General features: G+C 61.3%; 12 protein-coding genes. 8 read left to right on the forward strand and 4 right to left on the reverse strand.

Annotation, left to right across the window (positions count from 1 at the left end; all coding sequences use genetic code 11):
• Positions 1-7 precede the first annotated feature (7 nt).
• The 6 genes from oppB (at position 8) to ACR0NY_RS14025 (ending at position 7,633) form a co-directional block, all read left to right on the forward strand.
• Positions 8-931 (forward strand): oligopeptide ABC transporter permease OppB, encoded by a 924-nt coding sequence (oppB, locus tag ACR0NY_RS14000; RefSeq protein ID WP_093963128.1) that lies wholly within the window; start codon positions 8-10, stop codon positions 929-931.
• 12 nt (positions 932-943) lie between these two features.
• The gene (locus ACR0NY_RS14005; RefSeq protein ID WP_170341885.1) at positions 944-1,873 is read left to right on the forward strand and encodes an ABC transporter permease subunit; all 930 of its coding nucleotides are present in this window, start codon (positions 944-946) and stop codon (positions 1,871-1,873) included.
• Between the two features lies 1 nt (position 1,874).
• Complete coding sequence (locus ACR0NY_RS14010; protein WP_170341883.1) at positions 1,875-3,680, forward strand: ABC transporter ATP-binding protein; 1,806 nt, start codon at positions 1,875-1,877, stop codon at positions 3,678-3,680.
• Positions 3,681-3,898: 218 nt separating this feature from the next.
• On the forward strand, positions 3,899-4,792 hold the full coding sequence (galU, locus tag ACR0NY_RS14015; protein WP_093963131.1) for a UTP--glucose-1-phosphate uridylyltransferase GalU: 894 nt from the start codon (positions 3,899-3,901) through the stop codon (positions 4,790-4,792).
• Between the two features lie 72 nt (positions 4,793-4,864).
• Positions 4,865-6,301, forward strand: coding sequence for a mannose-1-phosphate guanylyltransferase/mannose-6-phosphate isomerase (locus tag ACR0NY_RS14020; protein WP_170369386.1), 1,437 nt, complete (start codon positions 4,865-4,867; stop codon positions 6,299-6,301).
• Positions 6,302-6,556: 255 nt separating this feature from the next.
• Positions 6,557-7,633 carry a DUF2793 domain-containing protein gene (locus tag ACR0NY_RS14025; RefSeq protein ID WP_170369387.1) on the forward strand — a complete coding sequence of 359 codons (1,077 nt, stop codon included), beginning with the start codon at positions 6,557-6,559 and terminating at the stop codon, positions 7,631-7,633.
• Positions 7,634-7,666: 33 nt separating this feature from the next.
• Here the strand turns inward: ACR0NY_RS14025 and fcl are convergent, their stop codons facing one another.
• Both fcl and gmd read right to left on the reverse strand, forming a co-directional pair.
• Complete coding sequence (gene fcl, locus ACR0NY_RS14030) at positions 7,667-8,644, reverse strand: GDP-L-fucose synthase (protein ID WP_170369388.1); 978 nt, start codon at positions 8,642-8,644, stop codon at positions 7,667-7,669.
• Between the two features lie 10 nt (positions 8,645-8,654).
• A complete protein-coding gene (gene gmd, locus ACR0NY_RS14035) occupies positions 8,655-9,779 on the reverse strand; it encodes a GDP-mannose 4,6-dehydratase (RefSeq protein WP_170369389.1) in 1,125 nt (374 codons plus the stop codon).
• 161 nt (positions 9,780-9,940) lie between these two features.
• On the opposite strand from gmd, the gene ACR0NY_RS14040 reads away from it, so the two are divergent.
• Positions 9,941-11,245, forward strand: coding sequence for a UDP-glucose dehydrogenase family protein (locus ACR0NY_RS14040; RefSeq protein ID WP_170369391.1), 1,305 nt, complete (start codon positions 9,941-9,943; stop codon positions 11,243-11,245).
• 37 nt (positions 11,246-11,282) lie between these two features.
• Here the strand turns inward: ACR0NY_RS14040 and ACR0NY_RS14045 are convergent, their stop codons facing one another.
• On the reverse strand, positions 11,283-12,161 hold the full coding sequence (locus ACR0NY_RS14045) for a phytanoyl-CoA dioxygenase family protein (protein WP_170369393.1): 879 nt from the start codon (positions 12,159-12,161) through the stop codon (positions 11,283-11,285).
• A gap of 106 nt (positions 12,162-12,267) precedes the next feature.
• Here ACR0NY_RS14045 and ACR0NY_RS14050 point away from each other — a divergent pair, with 106 nt between their 5' ends.
• Positions 12,268-13,158: a LysR substrate-binding domain-containing protein gene (locus ACR0NY_RS14050; protein WP_170341871.1), complete on the forward strand. Its 891-nt coding sequence runs from the start codon at positions 12,268-12,270 to the stop codon at positions 13,156-13,158.
• On the opposite strand, the gene ACR0NY_RS14055 is transcribed toward ACR0NY_RS14050, so the two are convergent.
• Entirely contained in the window at positions 13,131-14,210 is a 1,080-nt protein-coding gene (locus ACR0NY_RS14055; protein ID WP_170341869.1) for a helix-turn-helix domain-containing protein, read from the reverse strand. The two genes, ACR0NY_RS14050 and ACR0NY_RS14055, sit on opposite strands and share 28 nt — an antisense overlap.
• Between the last annotated feature and the right edge of the window lie 28 nt (positions 14,211-14,238).

The raw sequence follows: 14,238 nt of genomic DNA on the forward strand, positions 1-14,238 counted from the left end.
GCATGAAATGCTTGCCTATGTCATCCGGCGACTGCTGATCGCCGTTCCGACGATCCTGTTGCTGATCGTCGCCAGTTTCTTTCTGATGCACTTCGCGCCCGGCGGGCCCTTCACCTCGGAGCGGCCGTTGCCGCCGCAGGTTCTGGCCAATATCGAGGCGCGCTACGGGCTGGATCAGCCGCTGTGGAAACAGCTGTGGGATTACCTGTACAACATCGTCGTGCATTTCGATTTCGGCCCATCCTTCAAGTTCAAGGACCGCGACGTGAACGACATCATCGCGCAGGGCTTTCCGATTTCGCTGACCTACGGAATGCTGTCCTTCCTCGTGGCCACGCTGGTGGGTGTCAGCTTGGGCATCGCCGCTGCGATCCGCCACAACAGCTGGATCGACTATTTCGCCGTGGGTCTGGGCATCGCCGCCCAGGCGCTGCCGAACTTCATCATGGGCCCGATCCTGATTTTGACCTTCACCCTGTGGCTGGGCTGGCTGCCGGGCGGCGGCTGGAACGGGGGTCAGTGGCAATACCTGATCATGCCCGTCATCGCGCTTGCGACATCGTACATGGGCTCGATCGCGCGGATCACCCGGTCGTCGATGCTCGAGGTTCTGAATTCGAACTTCATCCGCACCGCGCGGGCCAAGGGCCTGCCGACCCGCACCGTGATCTGGCGTCACGCGCTGAAACCCACGCTGCTGCCGGTAGTGTCCTATCTGGGCCCGGTCTTCGTCTATGTGCTGACCGGTTCGGTCTTCGTTGACATCTATTTCTCGACCGGCGGGCTGGGGCAGGCCTATGTGGGTTCGGCCCTGTCACGCGACTATGCGGTGTTGCTGGGGGTCACGATCCTCTATGGCGTTCTGACCGTTCTGGTGAACCTGCTGACCGACCTGGCCTATGCCTGGTTCGATCCGAAAATCCGTTACTGAGGGGTCTGGCAAATGCTTGGAAAATCTCAGAAAGCCGCCCATCTGGCCGAAGACATCACCGATTACACGGTCATTCAGGGCCGGTCGCTGTGGCAGGACGCGCGGATGCGTTTTGTCCGCAACAAGGCCGCCATGGCCAGCGTGTTCATCCTGGGCTTGATCGTGCTGTTCACGATCATCGGGCCTTACTTCGCCGTCTGGAACAACGAGGAAATCGACTGGAACGTCATGGGCGACGTGGCCGGCATGGGCATGCCATCCATCGAGACAGGGCACTATTTCGGCGTCGACGATCTGGGGCGCGACCTGTACAGCCGGGTCATCCAGGCCACCACCACCTCGTTGCTGGTGGGCCTGATCGGGGCGGCCACCGCGCTGATCGTCGGCACCTGCTACGGCATCGCCGCCGGCTACATCGGCGGGCGCGTCGATGGCGTGATGATGCGCTTCGTCGACATCCTGCTGGCCATTCCGGCCACGCTGGTCATCATCCTGCTGCTGGTCGTGGCGGGGCGGTCGTTCTTCATGCTGTTCATCGCGCTGGGTGCGGTGGGCTGGCTGACAATGGCGCGGATCGTGCGCGGCCAGACCCTGACCCTGAAGAACCGCGAGTTCATCGAGGCCGCCCGTGCCGCCGGTGTCAGCGAGTTCACCATCATGTACCGCCACATCCTGCCCAACCTGCTGGGCGTTGTGATCGTCTATGCTTCGCTGCTGGTGCCCGAGATGATCCTGACGGAGAGCTTCATCTCGTTCCTGGGGCTGGGGATTTCCGAGCCCTATACCTCGTTGGGTCGTCTGATCGCCGAGGGCGCCGGAACCATGGGTTACGGCACGTTGTGGCAACTGATGTACCCCCTGGCATTTTACGTCACCATCATCATCACGATGTTCTTCATCGGCGATGGCCTGCGTGACGCATTGGATCCGAAGGACCGCTGACATGAGCCTGCTTTCCGTAAAGAACCTGAGCGTTCAGTTCGACACGCCCGACGGGGTGGTCGAGGCCGTCAAGAACATCAGCTTTGACATCGCGCCGGGCGAATGCCTGGGCATCGTCGGCGAAAGCGGGTCGGGCAAAAGCCAGACCTTCATGGCCGCGATGGGCCTGCTGCCGCCGGCGGGCCGGGCCACCGGGTCGGTGCTGCTGAACGGGCAGGAAATTCTGAACCTGCCCGTGAACAAGCTGAACCAGATCCGCGGAGATGACGTGGGCATGATTTTTCAGGACCCGCTGACCGCCCTGACCCCGCATTTGCGGGTCGGCCAGCAGATGCGTGAAGTCTTGCAGGTGCACGAAGGCCTGCAGGGTTCGGCCGCGCGGCAACGGTGCCTGGAATGGCTGGACCGCGTGCGCATCCCCGAGGCCGCGCGCCGTCTCGACCAGTTCCCGCACGAGCTGTCGGGCGGGATGCGCCAGCGGGTGATGATCGCCATGTCGATGCTGTGCAATCCCAAGCTGCTGATCGCCGACGAACCGACCACCGCGCTGGACGTGACCGTTCAGGCCGACATTCTGGACCTGATGGTACGTCTGCAAAAGGACGAAGGCACGGCCATCGCCCTGATCACGCATGACATGGGCGTCGTGGCCCGCATGTGTGACCGGGTGCAGGTCATGCGATTGGGTGAGTTCGTCGAGGCCGGTGACACGCGAGAGATCTTTCACGCGCCCAAGCACGACTATACCCGCACCCTAATCGAGGCCATGCCCCGCATCGACGCGGGGGACGCGCCCAAGGCGGTAGAGACCGACGAGGCGCCGCTGCTGAAGGTCGATGACGTCAAGGTGCATTTCCCGATCCACGTTCCGGGCGGCATCTTCGGCCGCAAGGTGCCGTTGAAGGCGGTGAACGGCGTCAGCTTTGACATCCGCAAGGGTGAAACCCTGGGCGTGGTCGGTGAATCGGGCTGCGGCAAGTCCACCCTCGCCCGTGCCGTGCTGCAGCTGATCGAGCCGAGCGCCGGAAATGTCAGCTGGCTGGGCCATCCGATCGTCGGGCTGAAACGGGCCGAGCTGAACAAGTACCGCAAGGATCTGCAGATCGTGTTCCAGGACCCGCTGGCCAGCCTGGACCCGCGGATGACGATCTCCGCCTCGATCGCAGAACCGCTGAAGACCTATCGCCCCGACCTGACCGAGCGCGAACGCAAGCAGATGGTCGCCGAGATGATGGAACGGGTCGGCCTGAACGCCAACATGATCAACCGCTACCCGCACGAGCTGTCGGGCGGGCAGAACCAGCGGGTGGGCATCGCACGGGCGATGATCAACAAGCCCAAGCTGATCATCTGCGACGAGGCGGTCTCGGCGCTGGACGTGTCGATCCAGGCGCAGATCGTGCAGCTGCTGAAGGAACTGCAGCAGGAGTTCGGCCTGTCGATGATCTTCATCAGCCACGACCTGTCGGTGGTGCGCGCGGTGTCGAACCGGATCATGGTTCTATATCTAGGTCGGATCGTCGAACTGGGCGATGGCGAGGTGATCTGCGCGAACCCGGTTCATCCTTATACGCAATCGCTGATCTCGGCGGTTCCGATCCCGGACCCGGATGTCGAGCGCAGCCGCCAGCGGCTGAAATTGCCGGGCGAGTTGCCCTCGCCGATGGATCCCAAGGCAGCGCTGCGGTTCCTGCCCAGCCGTCTGGCGGCGGGTCAGACCGACTATGTTCCCGCGCTCAGCGAGATTTCGCCCGGGCATTTCGTGGCTGAACACGATCCGCTGGAAGCGATCATGGCGAGCGCTTGATCCAGTCCCCGAAGCCGGGCAACCGGCTTCGGGGTGCTTGCCCGTTAGGGCAGAGATATTGGAAATGGGTATTTTGACTTTGCCATGACCAGATGGCACCCTTCGGTCGTTTTCGGCCTGTTTCTTCGGGCATCATTGATTGATCCGGTTTCGCAGCCTAAGAGGAAGCCCCGGATGCACCACGTCCGCCGGCTAAGTTTTTGAATTTGAGAGGTCACATGTCACGCAAGGTCACCAAGGCGATTTTCCCTGTCGCAGGATTGGGCACCCGGTTTCTTCCGGCAACGAAATCCGTTCCGAAGGAAATCATGACGCTGGTCGACCGGCCCCTCGTTCAATATGCCATCGACGAAGCACGCGCTGCGGGTATTACAGAGTTCATATTCGTCACATCACGCGGGAAATCGGCGCTCGAAGACTATTTCGACCACAATCTCGTGCTGGAGCAGGAACTGAAGGCCAAAGGCAAGGATGATTTGTTGGAGGTTCTCGAGAACACCAACATGGAAAGCGGTGCTATCGCCTATATCCGCCAACACAAGGCTTTGGGCTTGGGACACGCCGTATGGTGCGCCCGCCGCCTGATCGGCGATGAACCCTTCGCGGTCATGCTGCCGGACGACGTTATTGCAGCCGACAAACCCTGCCTGCAGCAGATGGTCGAGGCTTACGAGGAAACCGGCGGCAACATGGTCGCCGCGATGGAGGTCGCACCCGAAAAAACCAGCTCGTACGGGATACTGGACGCCGCCGACAGTTCCGGCAAGGTGATCCGCGCCCGCGGCATGGTCGAAAAGCCCAAGGCCGACGAGGCTCCGTCGAACATGGCGGTCATCGGTCGATACATTTTGGGGCCATCGGTGCTGTACAACCTCAATCAGATGAAGAAAGGCAGCGGCGGGGAGATCCAGCTGACCGATGCCATCGCCGAAGACATCGGCAACGGTGTCCCGGTTTTCGGATACCGCTTCGATGGTCAACGGTTCGACTGCGGATCCAAGGCGGGCTTCCTGCAGGCCACCGTGGCTTTTGCCTTGGCCCGGAATGACCTGCGCGACGATCTGAGCGCCTATCTGAATGATATTGTTGCCACAGGTCGGGCCGCCCAATAAGCGGCGGTCCTTCACCCACCCTGTGATGACTGCGATAAAACGTCAGAAAACCAGCCGAAAAGCCCATTCGTCATGACCACCATCTATCCCGTCATTCTGTGCGGCGGCTCCGGAACCCGCCTGTGGCCGCTGTCCCGAAAAAGCTATCCCAAGCAGTTCGTGCCTCTGGTCGGAAGCAGCAGCCTGTTGCAGAACTGTGCGGACAGGATGCGAGGGCCCAAGGACGCACCGTACGCCAAGCCCCTGATACTCACCAATGAATCGTTCCGCTTCATCGTCACCGAGCAGCTTACCGCCATTGGTGTCGACCCCGGTCCGATCCTCATTGAACCTGAGGGCCGCAACACGGCTCCGGCGGTTTTAGCGGCCGCGCTTTACCTGTCGAAGGTAGACCCGGATGCTTTAATGCTGGTGGCACCTTCCGATCACGTCGTTCCCGAAAAATCCGCGTTCCACGCGGCGGTTTCGCAAGGTGTGACCGCCATCGAGAGGGACCGCAATCTGGTGACGTTCGGGATCACTCCGGACCGGCCGGAAACCGGATATGGATATCTGAAGCTAAGCGCTGCGCCCGACGCGACAGGTGCTGCGGTCGCATTGGACCATTTCGTTGAAAAGCCCGATCTGGATCGAGCTAAAGCCATGATTTCCGATGGCAGTTACCTGTGGAATTCCGGCATTTTCCTGTTTGCGGTGCGCGACATCATCGCTGCGTTCCAGGACCATGCACCCAACCTGTTGCCGCCGGTACAGACTGCAGTCGAGGACGCGAAGGCCGATCTTGGCTTTCTGCGACTGGACGCATTGGCCTGGGAGAAAGTCGAAGACATTTCGATCGACTACGCGGTCATGGAGCGGGCCAAAAACCTGAGCGTTGTTCCCTATGCCGCCGGCTGGTCGGATGTCGGCAGCTGGTCGGCCGTCCAGGAGCTGAGCAGCCCCGACGAAAACGGCGTTGCGACCACCGGTGAGGTGACGACGATCGACTGCAACAACGTGTTGATCCGGTCCGAGTCTGCCTCCCAAGAAGTCGTGGCCATGGGGCTCGAGAACATGATCGCGGTGGCCATGCCGGATGCCGTTCTGGTGGCCAGCATGGACAAGGCACAGGACGTCAAACAGGCCGTGGCCGCCCTGAAAGCCAAAGGGGCACCGCAGGCCGAAGCTCTGCCGGTCGACCATCGCCCCTGGGGCTGGTTCGAGAGCCTGGTTGTGGGCGAACGATTCCAGGTCAAACGGATTCACGTTAACCCCGGTGCGGCCCTGAGCCTGCAGTCCCACCACCACAGGTCCGAGCATTGGATCGTCGTGGAAGGTACCGCCAAGGTCACGATCGATGACGAGGTTCGTCTGGTCAGCGAAAACCAGTCTGTCTACATCCCCCTTGGCGCGGTTCACCGCATGGAAAACCCCGGCAAGGTGCCCATGGTCCTGATCGAGGTCCAGACCGGCGCCTACCTCGGAGAGGACGATATTATCCGATACGAGGATGTCTACGCCCGCAGCTGATCGTGGCTGAACACCGCGGCTCTGATCGCTAACGGTTCACGCTTTGGGCGAACAAGACAGAATCAGCTGACTTACCGCCATCGTAAAACCATACACAGCCGCCCCAAAAGGGCGGCTTTGTTTCGTTTTTGGAAATCCATAAGTAACCAAATCCTTTTTGTGCCGTTCGCACGTGAAAGCGGGGATTCATCCCATCCGCGGCAGGGTGGCGCGCAGCGAATTCCGTGAATCGATGGCCCAAGGAGGATCCCGCCCGTGTCCCAAATCACCCCCCGTTTGAATCTGCCGTTTCTGCAACCCTCACAGGCGCAAAAACACGTCACCCACAACGAAGCGCTGCGGCAGCTGGACCTGATCGTGCAGCTGAGTGTTGTGGCTCTGGATGAAACCATTCCACCTGCGGCACCAGATCAAGGTGCCATCTACGGCTTGGGGGCCAGCCCGACAGGCGCCTGGGCGGGGAAGCCTGGGCAACTCGCGGCTTGGCTGGACAATGCTTGGGTCTTTGTCACGCCGGCAAACGGATGGCGTGTTTGGGACCAAGCCGGCGCCGCGCTCAAGGTCTGGGACAACGGCGGATGGATCGATCCTCCGCTCAATACTGCGAACCTTGCCGGGGTCGGGGTCGCAACCGGATACGATCCGACCAACCGCCTTTCGGTTCGGAGTCCCGCCACATTGCTGAGCCATGACGGGAGCGGCCACCAGTTGAAGGTCAACAAGGCGAGCGCGACTGACACCGCCTCCCTCCTGTTTCAGTCCAACTGGACCGGTCACGCCGAGATGGGCCTTGCGGGCAGTACCGATTTTTCCATCAAGGTTTCACCGGACGGCGGCACTTGGACCGAGGCGGTGCGCGTGGATGCCACATCGGGAACGATCAGTGGCGCGGCCGTTCAAGCCAACCCTGAAGATGTAACACCCGGACGGCTGATGCGAGCCGACTACGGATATGGCCCGGGTAACCTCTTGGGTCCGGTGACGCAGTCTGGCGGGACCCCGACCGGCGCAGTGATCGAACGCGGCGCAAATGCGAACAGCGAATTCGTTCGTTTCGCGGACGGAACCCAGATCTGCACCCTCGCGGCGAGCGCGGTGGCCTGTACTGTCGGCAAGGGGCCACTGTTTGCAAGCGCCCAGAATACTTGGACTTTCCCCGCGCCTTTTGCTGTGGGCAGTACTCCAACCCTAAGCGGCAGCGGTAATGCCCTGGGACGGTTCATCAGCTTCGATTTGCCGACCGAAACGCAGGTAGCGTGGCAAGTTCTGTCGCCGGTATCCGATCCGGCGGCAATACCCCCGGCGGTCTCGGCCATCGGTCGCTGGTTCTGATCAGCGAACGCACCCGGTCTTTGGGCCGGGTGCCTATTTGGCCCGCAGGTCGTCGGCCGTTTGATCAAGGAACCAGGCATAGGTCTCGCGGATACCATCTTCGAGGCCTATGCGTGCCTTCCAGCCCATCTTGGCCAACCGGGAAACGTCCATCAGCTTGCGCATCGTACCATCTGGCTTGGTGGTGTCCTGCGTGATCCGGCCGGTATATCGGGTGATTTTGGCGATCAGTGCGGCCAGCTCGGCAATTGAAACGTCCTGCCCGCAGCCCACGTTTATGTGGCTCAGCATGGGTTGCGTATTGGCCTGATACACGTCCTGCGGCAAATCCATTACGAACAGCGATGCCTCGGCCATGTCATCGACATGCAGGAATTCACGCCGCGGCTTCCCAGTTCCCCAGATCACCACCTCGTCCAGCCCGTCTCGTTTGGCTTCGTGGAAGCGGCGGATCAGTGCTGGCAGAACATGGCTGTTCTCAGGGTGGAAATTGTCGCCCGGCCCATACAGGTTGGTCGGCATGACCGACCGGTAGTCGACCCCGTGCTGGCGGTTGTAGCTTTCGCACAGCTTGATTCCGGCGATCTTGGCGACCGCATAGGGTTCGTTCGTCGGCTCCAAAACACCCGTCAGCAACGCGTCTTCGCGCATCGGCTGCGCTGCTTCACGCGGGTAGATGCAGGAACTGCCCAGCTGCAAAAGACGCCGTACGCCGGCCGCAAAAGCCTGATGGATCACGTTGCACTCGATCATCAGATTTTCGTAAATGAAATCTGCAGGATACGTGTTGTTGGCGTGAATCCCCCCCACCTTGGCAGCGGCCAGGATCACGACGTCTGGCCGCTCGGCCTGCATGAAGGCGCGGACGGCCGCCTGATCGGTCAGATCCAATTCGGAATGGGTTCGGGTCACCAGTTCAAGCGCCTCACCATCAGCCTGGCGCGCCTTGAGCTGACGCAGGATTGCTCCACCCACCATGCCACGATGTCCGGCGATGTAGATCTTGCGCATTTCTGCCTCCTCAGCCGTTTTCCAGGCTGACCGGCAATTCGAACCCGTGCTCTTTCAACAAGGCGTGTCGCTTGGCGGTTTTGAGGTCTTCCAGAACCATCTCTGCGCACATTTCCTGCACGGTCAGCTCCGGCTCCCAACCCAATTTGGCCTTGGCGTTCGACGGGTCGCCCAGCAGCGTCTCCACCTCGGCTGGGCGGAAATACTGCGGGTCGATCCGCATGATCACGTCGCCGGGTTTCAGCGCTGGGGCGTTGTCGCCTTCAATCGCCGTCACCGTTGCGACCTCGTCCACACCGCTGCCCGAAAACTCCAAGGTGAGCCCAAGCTCGGCCGCCGACCATTCGATGAATTGGCGCACGGAATACTGCTTGCCGGTGGCAATAACAAAATCCTCGGGCTTGTCCTGCTGCAGCATCATCCACTGCATCCGCACGTAATCCTTGGCATGGCCCCAATCGCGCAGGCTGTCGATATTCCCCATGTAAAGGCACTTCTCCAAGCCCTGGGCGATGTTGGCCAGACCACGCGTGATCTTGCGGGTGACAAAGGTTTCGCCGCGGCGCGGGCTTTCGTGATTGAACAGGATTCCGTTGCAGGCATACATCCCGTACGCCTCACGGTAATTGACCGTGATCCAATACGAATACAGCTTGGCCACCGCGTAGGGCGAGCGGGGATAGAACGGGGTCGTTTCGCGCTGCGGAGTTTCCTGGACCAGCCCGTAGAGTTCCGACGTGGACGCCTGATAGAACCGGGTCTTGTTCTCAAGTCCCAGGAACCGGATCGCCTCAAGCAGGCGCAGAGTGCCGATGGCATCGACATCCGCGGTATATTCCGGAGACTCGAAGCTGACGGCCACGTGAGATTGGGCGCCCAGGTTGTAGACTTCGTCGGGCTGAACCTCCTGGATGATGCGGGTCAGGTTCGAGGTATCGCTCAGATCGCCATAGTGCAGGCGCAGCTTCGGATCAGGCTCGTGGGGGTCCTGATAGATGTGGTCGATCCGCTGGGTGTTGAACGAGGATGCCCGACGCTTGATCCCGTGAACCTCATAGCCCTTTGCCAACAGAAATTCGGCCAGGTAAGACCCGTCCTGTCCGGTAATTCCGGTGATCAGCGCTTTTTTGGTCATCAGTTTGTTCCACCAGTTTCATGGACGCCCATTTGTCGCCCCAAAAACAGCAAGATGTCATGGAATGCAACCCGAGGCCACTGTGAGGCATTGAAACCGGCGGAAGTTTCTCCGAATGTGTGGCCGCCCGAGGTGGCATTGGTAACAAGGGAATTTGAATAATGCGTATTGCGATGATCGGCACCGGATATGTGGGTCTGGTGTCGGGTGTGTGCTTCTCGGATTTCGGCCATGACGTCATTTGCGTCGACAAAGCCGAAGCTAAGATCCAGATGCTGCAGGACGGAAAGGTTCCGATCTACGAACCGGGACTGGATGTTCTGATGGCCAAGAACGTGGCCGCTGGCCGGCTGAGCTTTACCACCGATCTGGCAAATGCGGTGAAAGGCGCGGATGCCGTCTTTATCGCTGTCGGGACACCAACCCGCCGCGGCGACGGCCATGCGGATCTGACCTATGTGATGGCAGCGGCCGAGGAAATCGCCCATGCCATGGATGGCTACACCGTGGTTGTGACAAAATCCACGGTTCCGGTCGGAACCAACCGCAAGGTTCAGGAAGTTGTCGCAGCAGCCAACCCCGAGGCCGAATTTGATGTCGCCTCGAACCCGGAATTCCTGCGCGAAGGCGCTGCAATCGACGATTTCATGCGTCCGGACCGCGTCGTTGTAGGGGTCGAGAACGACCGCGCCGCCGAGGTGATGGCCGAAATCTACCGCCCACTTTACCTGCGCGATTTTCCGATCCTGACGACGGATCTGGAAAGCGCCGAAATGATCAAATATGCGGCAAATGCCTTTCTCGCCACCAAGATCACATTCATCAACGAAATCGCTGGCCTGTGCGAGCGGGTCGGTGGCGACGTCAAGGAAGTGGCGCGCGGCATCGGCTTGGATGGGCGAATCGGAAACAAGTTCCTGCATGCCGGCCCCGGCTACGGCGGATCATGCTTTCCCAAGGACACCGCGGCGCTTGCGCGGATCGGACAGGAACATGCCTTTCCAATGCAGATCACCGAAACCGTCATGCGCGTGAATGACGAGGTCAAAAAACGCATGATCGAAAAGATCCGCGAAGCTTGCGACGACAGTTTCAACGGCAAGACCGTGGCGGTTCTTGGGGTGACTTTCAAACCCAACACCGACGACATGCGCGACGCTCCATCACTGACCATCGTGCCCGCCCTGATCGGTGGCGGCGCCAAAGTTCGCGTGGTCGACCCTCAGGGCCGATCCGAGGGTGAGGCTCTGCTGCCGGGTGTAGAGTGGGTCGAAGACCCGTATGCCGCTGCCAAGGACGCGGACGCAGTGGTGCTGTTGACCGAATGGAATGAGTTCCGCGCGCTGAACCTGACGCAGATGGCCGCTGAGATGAAATCTCCACGCATGGTCGACCTGCGGAACATCTATTCACGCGACAAGGTCAAGAAATCTGGTTTCGAAACCTATGTCGGGGTTGGGCGCTAGGCGTCCAATCCCCTGGCCTTTGGGTTTCGAACCCGGCTCAATCATAGAGCGGAACGGTGGCCTTGGCCCCAGCTGCCAGCGCCTTGCCCAGATCGCGCCGCACCTGTTCGTACAGGGCAAGCGACTCGTCAGAAAACAGGGTGACGGGCGGATCGACATGGATGAAGTTTCCCTGCCGGTCCTTTCCGCGCGCGACCATCGCGTAGTCGCGGTCCGCCACCAACTGCTTCGCATTCGGGCTGATATAGCGGATGGCCATCCCGATACGTCGATCGTCCGACCGGTTCGGACCCGAGCCATGAATGGTCAGCCCGTGGTGAAGTGACATCTGTCCGGGCGCCAGTTCGATATGGGTTTTGTCTTCCTCGGCCACTTCGACCGCAATCTCTTGCCCGCGCGACAACAGGTTGGTTTCGGAATAGGTGTCATTGTGCGGAAGTATTGGGTTCCTGTGGCTGCCCCGGACAAAATCCATGCAGCCGCTTTCCACGGTTGCCGGCGACAGGGCCAGCCAGGCCGTAACCTGATCCGGGGTCTCTCCCATCCCCCAATAGGTCAGGTCCTGATGCATGCCAACCGTCTGGACGGTGCGCGGCTCTTTGATGAAAAACTCGGCCGACCAGATCATGATGTCCGGACCCAAGACGCCTTCGACGGCATCCAGTATACGCGGATCCATAGCCAGTCGCGCCGCCAGCGGCATGACGAGGTGTGAATTCACGCGCTTGTAGGTATTCAGCGGTAGAGGCAGATCGGCGGCCATCCAGTCGCGTTCAATCTGTTCGAGTTCCGAGCGCACCTGCGCGGCCTCGTCAGCAGACAGAATATCCAGCGGAAACAGGAAGCCGTCTTCCCAGTATTGCGCTGCTTGCGATGGGGTCAGTTTGTGCCGGGCCAGGTCTTGGATGTCGGGCATGGGTGCACCTTTTCGGATCGGTTCACGCACAGCCTAGCCGAACCGGTCTTGCGACGAGAACGCAAAGCCTTGCCTGTCAGGATAAGTTCAGCTTAGCCTGGTTGCCATGTCGACCCGCATCCCCTCTCTCAACTGGCTGCGCGTTTTCGAGGCCGCGGCCCGAACCGAGAGCTTTGCCCGTGCTGCCGCCCAGTTGAACATGTCGGCCGCCGCTGTAAGCCAGCAGGTCAAGGCGCTGGAAACTCGTCTGGGGACACCGCTGTTTCATCGACATGCCCATGCCGTCACTTTGACCGAGGCCGGGCGGGCCTATCTGCCGGTCGTGCAGCAATCGCTGGTGATGCTGGAATCGGCCACTACTGGCCTGTTCGGCCAGACCCGGGACCAACGGCTGTATGTCCAATCCGTGTTGTTGTTCGCGCAAGGGGTGCTTGCGGCCGGTCTGACCCAGTTCCAAGAATCCCATCCTCAGATCAACCTGTCCCTGACGACCGGGAACCGGATCACCGACTTCGCCAATCGTTTTACCGACCTGCAGATCGTGTTCGGCAACCCGACGCTGTTCGGGGCCGAGGGTGACATGCTGTTGACCGAGACCCTTTTTCCCGTGGCGCCACCGGACATTGCCGAACAGATCCGCACTCCACTGGATCTGGCCCGGTTTCCGCTGATCGAGGTTTCGACCCACAGGGCCAGCTGGCCGCATGTGTTCGAAGCCCTCAGGCTGCCGGCCGGGCAGGCCCAGTATTTCTTCGCGGACAACTCGGTGATGGCGGCCGAGCTATCCGCGCAAGGGGTCGGGATCGCCCTGGCCCGCGCGCCCGCGTCTGACCGGATCATGCGGATGTCGGGCCTGGTGCCGTGTCTGCCCGAGGTGGCCGTGCCGGGCCGGGATGCCTACCACCTGATCTACCCATCACGGGCCACATTGCGGCCGCCCGCGCGTGCGTTCCGCGAGTGGTTGCTGGACTATAGCGCGGCAGCCCAGACCCGATAACGGCCCTGCCCGGTCACTTCGCGGATCAACCCACGTTCGGTGAACTTGTCGAGATTGCGTTGCACGGCTGCACGCGAGGCTTGCGTCAACTCCTCGGCCAATGGCGCGGAAACCATGGGCCATGCGGTCAGCACATCGATCAGGACCGGCGGCGTCCGCCCGCTGAGATCCGTGGTGGCCTCGCGCGCCCGGGCCTCCCACGCGCTGACGCGATCCAGGTGCAGCAGCGCGGCCAAGGCCGCCTGCCCTGCCCCCCGAACCCAAGCGTTGAGTTTTTCCTCTGGCGTGCCGATGCCGCGCAGCGCCCCGGGGCCCGACAGTGCCAGCGGCATGAACAGTGCCCCGCCCCGACCCATCGTGGCCGCGTGCCGCGCAGCGATCACCGCTGCTTCGGTATCCTGTCCATTTCCTTGCGACAGCGCGCGCCAAGCGTGAAAGGCAATGGCCGACTGCGTGACAGGGTGCAGGGCTTGTGCGCTGTCCATCACTTCGGCCAAGTCCGCGACCGCTTCTGGAACTTCGTCTATCCCCTGAGCCATCCGGTCCAGAAAGGCGGCCAGTCCCGATTGCCAGCCGCCGTCCGACGGCCCTGCGCCCGAAGTCAGTCGCCGAACCGCCCAACCCGCCCGAAACAATGCTTGCACATCGTCCCCGGTGGCTCCGATGCGCAATCCGGTCCACAGGGCAAGCCGATCAACACTGATCCGGTCACCGGTCCACCACCCCAGGTCGGATACGTCCATCAGGGCCAGCCGGTGGGTCCACCCCTTTGGACCACTGCGCAGCCGCTCGTCCAGCGCCCCGAAGGTCAAGGCCAGATCCGCCAATCCCTGCGCCACTTCAGCTTGGGCGGCGCGCCAGTCCCGTGGGTCGAACAAAGCGCCCCGATCGGCACGCGGACCCGGCGGCAACATGTCCTCGGGCGCCACTACATCTTCGGGCGGAAGAAACCAAAGGTCTTCGTCGTCCGGCGGATCGACGTCATAGATACTGCGCGGCCCGTCCAGGACATCGTCCTCGTCCGGGTCCGGGTTCGTGGCCTTGGTCGTCATGCCATGCATTGTTCGGCCAATCGCACCG

This window comes from Ruegeria sp. BJ5 (assembly GCF_056537865.1).